This window comes from Comamonas testosteroni, assembly GCF_000761245.1.
Taxonomy (GTDB): Bacteria; Pseudomonadota; Gammaproteobacteria; order Burkholderiales; family Burkholderiaceae_C; genus Comamonas; species Comamonas testosteroni_C.
The window spans coordinates 1-4,707 of sequence record NZ_AWOR01000090.1; the positions used below are offsets into that span (position 1 = coordinate 1).

Below are 4,707 nucleotides of genomic sequence, written 5' to 3' on the forward strand. Positions count from 1 at the left end.
TCCCTGGCGTGCATGGCAGGCGCACACGAGTTGGGACAGCACGACCTCCATGCGCGCCAGGTCGGCCAGCTTGGCGCGCACGTCCTGGAGCTTGTGCTCGGCCAGGCTGCTGGCTTCCTCGCAATGAGTTCCATCATCCAGGCGCAATAGCTCAGCGATTTCATCTAGGCTAAAAAACCCAGCCGCTGGGCTGATTTCACGAACCGCACCCGCGTCACATCCGCCTCGCCATAGCGGTGGGTGCTGCCATAGGGCTTGTCCGGCTCTGGCAATATGCCCACCGCCGTCCTGGACTGGCGGAAACAGCGGCAGATGTTGAAAAGACTAAACGGAGTCAAAGACAAAGACGCTCTGAGCCCGTTCGAAGCCAATTGGTAGCTTGCTCCTGAGTGCCCGAAAAATGTGGTTGTAAATTCCACGATTACACAATATCATGTAATCTTAATTGATCAAGGAGACCTGATGGCTTTAGAAAAGAGAAATGAACTACCTGCTTGTTCCCTCAAGCCATCCCTGCAGGATCGGGATCTGATCACTTCTGCGGAAGCCGGGGAAGTCGTGGTGTTGTTCAAGGTTCTGGCCAACGACACGCGGCTGCGTTTGCTTCACGCCTTGGCACGGTCGGGAGGGTTATGCGTGACAGATCTGGCAGCCGCCGTGGGGATGAAACCCCAGGCTGTTTCCAATCAGTTACAACGCCTTGCCGACCGACGCATCCTCAGGGCCGCTCGGTGCGGAAACAACATTCACTACCGCATCGTGGACCCGTGCGTGCTGAGAATGCTCGAACTTGGGCTATGCCTTATCGAGGAGGCTGAACAGCAAGCTGGCGGATAACGAAAAGAACTTGGCAAAAAGGAACTCAACGAGGACTCATCATGGAAAAGAAAAACAGCGAAGTAAAATCAGGCAAGAAGGGGCTTTGGGCCATACTCAAGGAGTCCATGAACAAAGCGAGCAGCGGTTGCGGCCCTGGGTGCGGCTGCCCTGTCGAGAATCAGGACAGCAAAAACCAGCGGAAGGATGTGCCGGAGAATCCGGCAAAGGACAACGGGAAGGCATGATGGCTCGACCAAATAATTCGCGAAACTTGCAAGAAATACTGATCTTTGCGCTTGTCCCGGTAATAGTTGGAGCGTTGACACTGGCCTCTTGGCTCCTGGGCCGCTGGCAGGTCGGGCCTTGGCTGCTCTTGGGTCCCTGGCAGATCGGGCCGGGAACTCTGGCTGCGGGACTTGCCCTGGTCGCAACCTTTTTCGGCGGATGGCAGCGGTTTTGGGCAGGCTTCCGGGACGTCGCAAATCGAAGAATCACGGTCAACGTCTTCGTAACGTTGGCGATTTTTGTCTCGATAGCTGCCGGGGAGTTCTTGCCTGCTGCGGTAATCATTCTGATTATGGCCGTGGTCGGGGCTTTGGAGTCTTACACGCTTGACAGTACGCGCCGGAGTATCCGCGGCCTGCTAGATCTCACCCCGCCAATGGCAAACGTGCGGCGCGGCGATGAGGAAGTCCCCGTTGCCGTGGCCGAGCTTCAGTACGGAGATATCGTGATCGTACGGCCGGGTGAGCGCATTCCGGTGGACGGCGTGGTGACCGCGGGTGCCGCCGCCGTCAATCAAGCCCCCATTACCGGTGAATCCATGCCGGTGGAAAAGGTCAGGGGCCACAAGGTGTTCGCCGGCACCCTGAATGAGGATGGCCGCCTTGAAATTCGAACAACCAAGATCGGCGCGGATACCACCCTTGCCAGAATCGTTCACCTGGTCGAGGAGGCGCAGGAGTCCAAAGCGCCCATCCAGGGGGTTGCTGACCGCTTCACCGTGTGGTTCCTCCCTACAGTCCTCGTCCTGGCGGTTATCGGGTATCTGACTTCGGGTGATGTGAAGGTGGCCGTCGCCATTCTGCTCGTGGCATGCCCATGCGCCTTCGCCATCGCGACACCCTCGGCCGTGGCCGCCGGCATTGCCAACATGGCCCGACGAGCCGTACTCATCAAGGGGGGCATTTTCTTCGAGATCGCAGGCAGGATCGACTCCCTGGTAGTTGACAAAACCGGCACCCTCACCCTGGGCCGCCCGAAAGTCCTGGAGGTAATCAGCGGCGATGGCGTGCCGAAAGACGAGGTGCTTAGGCTGGCCGCCATCGCTGAAAAGTACTCAGAGCATCCTTTGGCAAAAGCGGTCATGGCGCTTGCCGGTGAAAAAGCGCTTGAGATTCCGGACCCCGATGAGTTCAGAATCGAGATCGGCAAGGGTGTTGTGTCGTCTTATGCCGGGCAGCAGATCGTGGTGGGAAGGGATGTTTTTCTGAGGGAACAGGGAATCGTCATTCCCGCCCGGATTGAGCGGGCCGTGGCGGACCAATCCAACCTCGGAAGGACGGCGATCCTGGTCGCGCGAAACCGCGAAGCCATCGGACTTCTGGCCATCGCGGATGAAGTCAGGGCCGAGACAGTGGATGCGATTGCCGCGCTGAAATCTCTGGGCGTGGGCAAAATCACCATGTTGACCGGCGATAACGCCAAAATTGCGCAGGCCGTAGCGTCCCAGATCGGCGTGGATGAATTCCGGGCCGATCTTCTGCCGGAGGATAAGCAGGCGGCCGTCAAAGAGATGCAAAACAACGGGCGGATCGTCGCCATGGTCGGTGACGGCATCAACGACGCGCCTGCCCTGGCGCTTGCTGATGTCGGCATCGTGATGGGAGGGACCGGCGCGGACGTCGCCATTGAGGCGGCTGATGTAACACTAATGGATGGCAACCTCTCACGGCTGGTCGAATTCGTGCAGATGTCCCGGAAGGTGCTGCGGCGAATAAAGCTCAATATTTTTTTTGCCATCATCTATAACGTTATCGGGCTGACACTGGCGATGCTTGGACACCTGACGCCCGTTATGGCCGTCATTTTCCAGGAAGCCGGCTGCGTCACCGTGGTCCTCAGCTCCATGTTGCTGCTCTGGGCCAAGGTCCCCGGGCCAGAAAAGCTCCGGGGCCGACTTTCGTAACATCTCTCTTCCGGAGGGGTCTGGTTTGCCGGTAGTCTGCAAGCCCGATTAAAGAGCCGGAATCAAAGAACGCGATCTGGTTGCGGTCCGCGAACAGCCCATGGCTGAGAACGGAGACATCGTGGTACGAAGGATAAATGGATAAGAAATTCAACCGCATGAACCTAATTTCCTCAGTTAGCCCCTTGCGAGGCCGAGCGGTTAGGGGCTATTTGACCGCATCAGCGCTGGTTGAATGTGGTTTTTTGGTTTGGTGGCGATGATTGTTTCCACGATGTAGCGTATCAAATCCGTCCACCGCTCTCGTTTGGTCAACTGTGGTGCGGTTGCAAGAATAGTGTCTAACCTTTGCGAACATTGGCCACCATGGACTTGATCAGATCGCTCGCAGCATGGCTCAAAGTGAGCAAAAGTCTTGATTTACTAGAATGCTCAGTCAAGCGCGTAGAATGCTCAGTCAAGCGCGCCACCCCAGCAAGCAACAAAGGTCATGGGGTAATTGCCTTCAACCGCGTGGCCGGATGCGCCAGTCGTGCGTACCAACTCCACCAGTTGTAAATCAAAGCGACCGCTCTGGCACACAGGTTGCATCGCTCCAGGTTTGGCTGTGGCTGCTCTGCCATAGCTCCCTGGATCGCTTTTACAAGAGCCGTTTGTGCAGATTTTTCTTCAACCATTGGGTGATCCTCCAAAATGGTGCTAAACCATTATCATGCCTCAGTTTTTCGCCATTTTTGATGTTTCAACTGAGGAAAAATAGGATAAACAAAAAAGGAGTCAGCTCCCTCTTGCTGAGTGCTACAGATGCAATTTTCCGAGCCTATGGCAAGGACGGATCAATACTGCATGTCTTCGAACAGAGCACCACACGCATCACGTGAGACTCAGGCGTAGTGCAAGCGCTGCTAGTGTCACTGCCAGTACAGGGACAGTCAGTGCAACACCCACCTTGAAGTAATAACCCCAAGTGATCGTCATGCCCTTGCGCGCCAGCACATGCAGCCAGAGCAGGGTGGCCAGCGATCCGATGGGGGTGATCTTCGGCCCGAGGTCACTGCCGATTACATTGGCGTAGATCATCGCGTCCTTGACCACACCGGTTGCACTCGTGGCATCAATGGAGAGCGCTCCCACCAGCACCGTAGGCATGTTGTTCATCACCGACGAGAGCAGCGCGGTGAGCATGCCCGTCCCGAAAGCGGCGCCCCATACGCCGCCTTGTGCGAAATAATCGAGCAGCCCGGCGATGTGATCAGTGAGACCCTGATTGCGCAGGCCGTAGACCACCAGGTACATGCCAAGTGAAAAAATCACAATCTGCCAAGGCGATTCTTTGAGCACCTTGCGGGTGGAGATCACATGGCCGCGCGCCGCCACACCCAGTAGAATCAGCGCTCCGGCCGACGCTACAGCGCTGATCGGCACGCCGACATGTCCCAGCCCGAAAAAGCCAACCAGCAGCAGCGCCAATACCCACCAACCGGCCTTGAAAGTTGCGCTGTCAAGAATCGCCTCACGCGGGTTTTTTAGTTGCATAACATCGTAGTCTTTCGGGATGTCGCGGCGAAAGAACCACATCAACATCTCGAGCACTTCTGCGGGCTGGATTGCTATGAACGCTTCCGGGCACGCGCCAAGGCCGCGACCGAACCCGACGCTGCTCCCGTCGCCGGCGGTCCGCATTTGTCAGATTGAAGCAT

At 57.0% G+C, this 4,707-nt stretch carries 3 protein-coding genes and 3 pseudogenes; 4 read left to right on the forward strand and 2 right to left on the reverse strand.

The window, feature by feature from the left end; genetic code table 11:
• Positions 1-278 (reverse strand): annotated as a pseudogene (locus P353_RS25265) (MerR family DNA-binding protein); the annotation flags it as partial.
• Positions 279-462: 184 nt separating this feature from the next.
• On the opposite strand from P353_RS25265, the gene antR reads away from it, so the two are divergent.
• From antR to P353_RS25280, 3 genes are all read left to right on the forward strand, one after another.
• On the forward strand, positions 463-837 hold the full coding sequence (gene antR, locus P353_RS25270; RefSeq protein ID WP_034375793.1) for an antimonite-responsive transcriptional repressor AntR: 375 nt from the start codon (positions 463-465) through the stop codon (positions 835-837).
• A 41-nt stretch (positions 838-878) separates the two neighbouring features.
• Entirely contained in the window at positions 879-1,064 is a 186-nt protein-coding gene (locus P353_RS25275; RefSeq protein ID WP_034375794.1) for a hypothetical protein, read from the forward strand.
• Positions 1,065-1,138: 74 nt separating this feature from the next.
• Positions 1,139-3,007 carry a heavy metal translocating P-type ATPase gene (locus P353_RS25280; protein ID WP_157839652.1) on the forward strand — a complete coding sequence of 623 codons (1,869 nt, stop codon included), beginning with the start codon at positions 1,139-1,141 and terminating at the stop codon, positions 3,005-3,007.
• A gap of 873 nt (positions 3,008-3,880) precedes the next feature.
• Here the strand turns inward: P353_RS25280 and P353_RS25285 are convergent.
• Positions 3,881-4,582 (reverse strand): annotated as a pseudogene (locus tag P353_RS25285) (ArsB/NhaD family transporter); the annotation flags it as partial.
• Between the two features lie 9 nt (positions 4,583-4,591).
• Here P353_RS25285 and P353_RS28635 point away from each other — a divergent pair.
• Positions 4,592-4,702, forward strand: a pseudogene (locus P353_RS28635) (DUF3330 domain-containing protein); the annotation flags it as partial.
• Positions 4,703-4,707 lie beyond the last annotated feature (5 nt).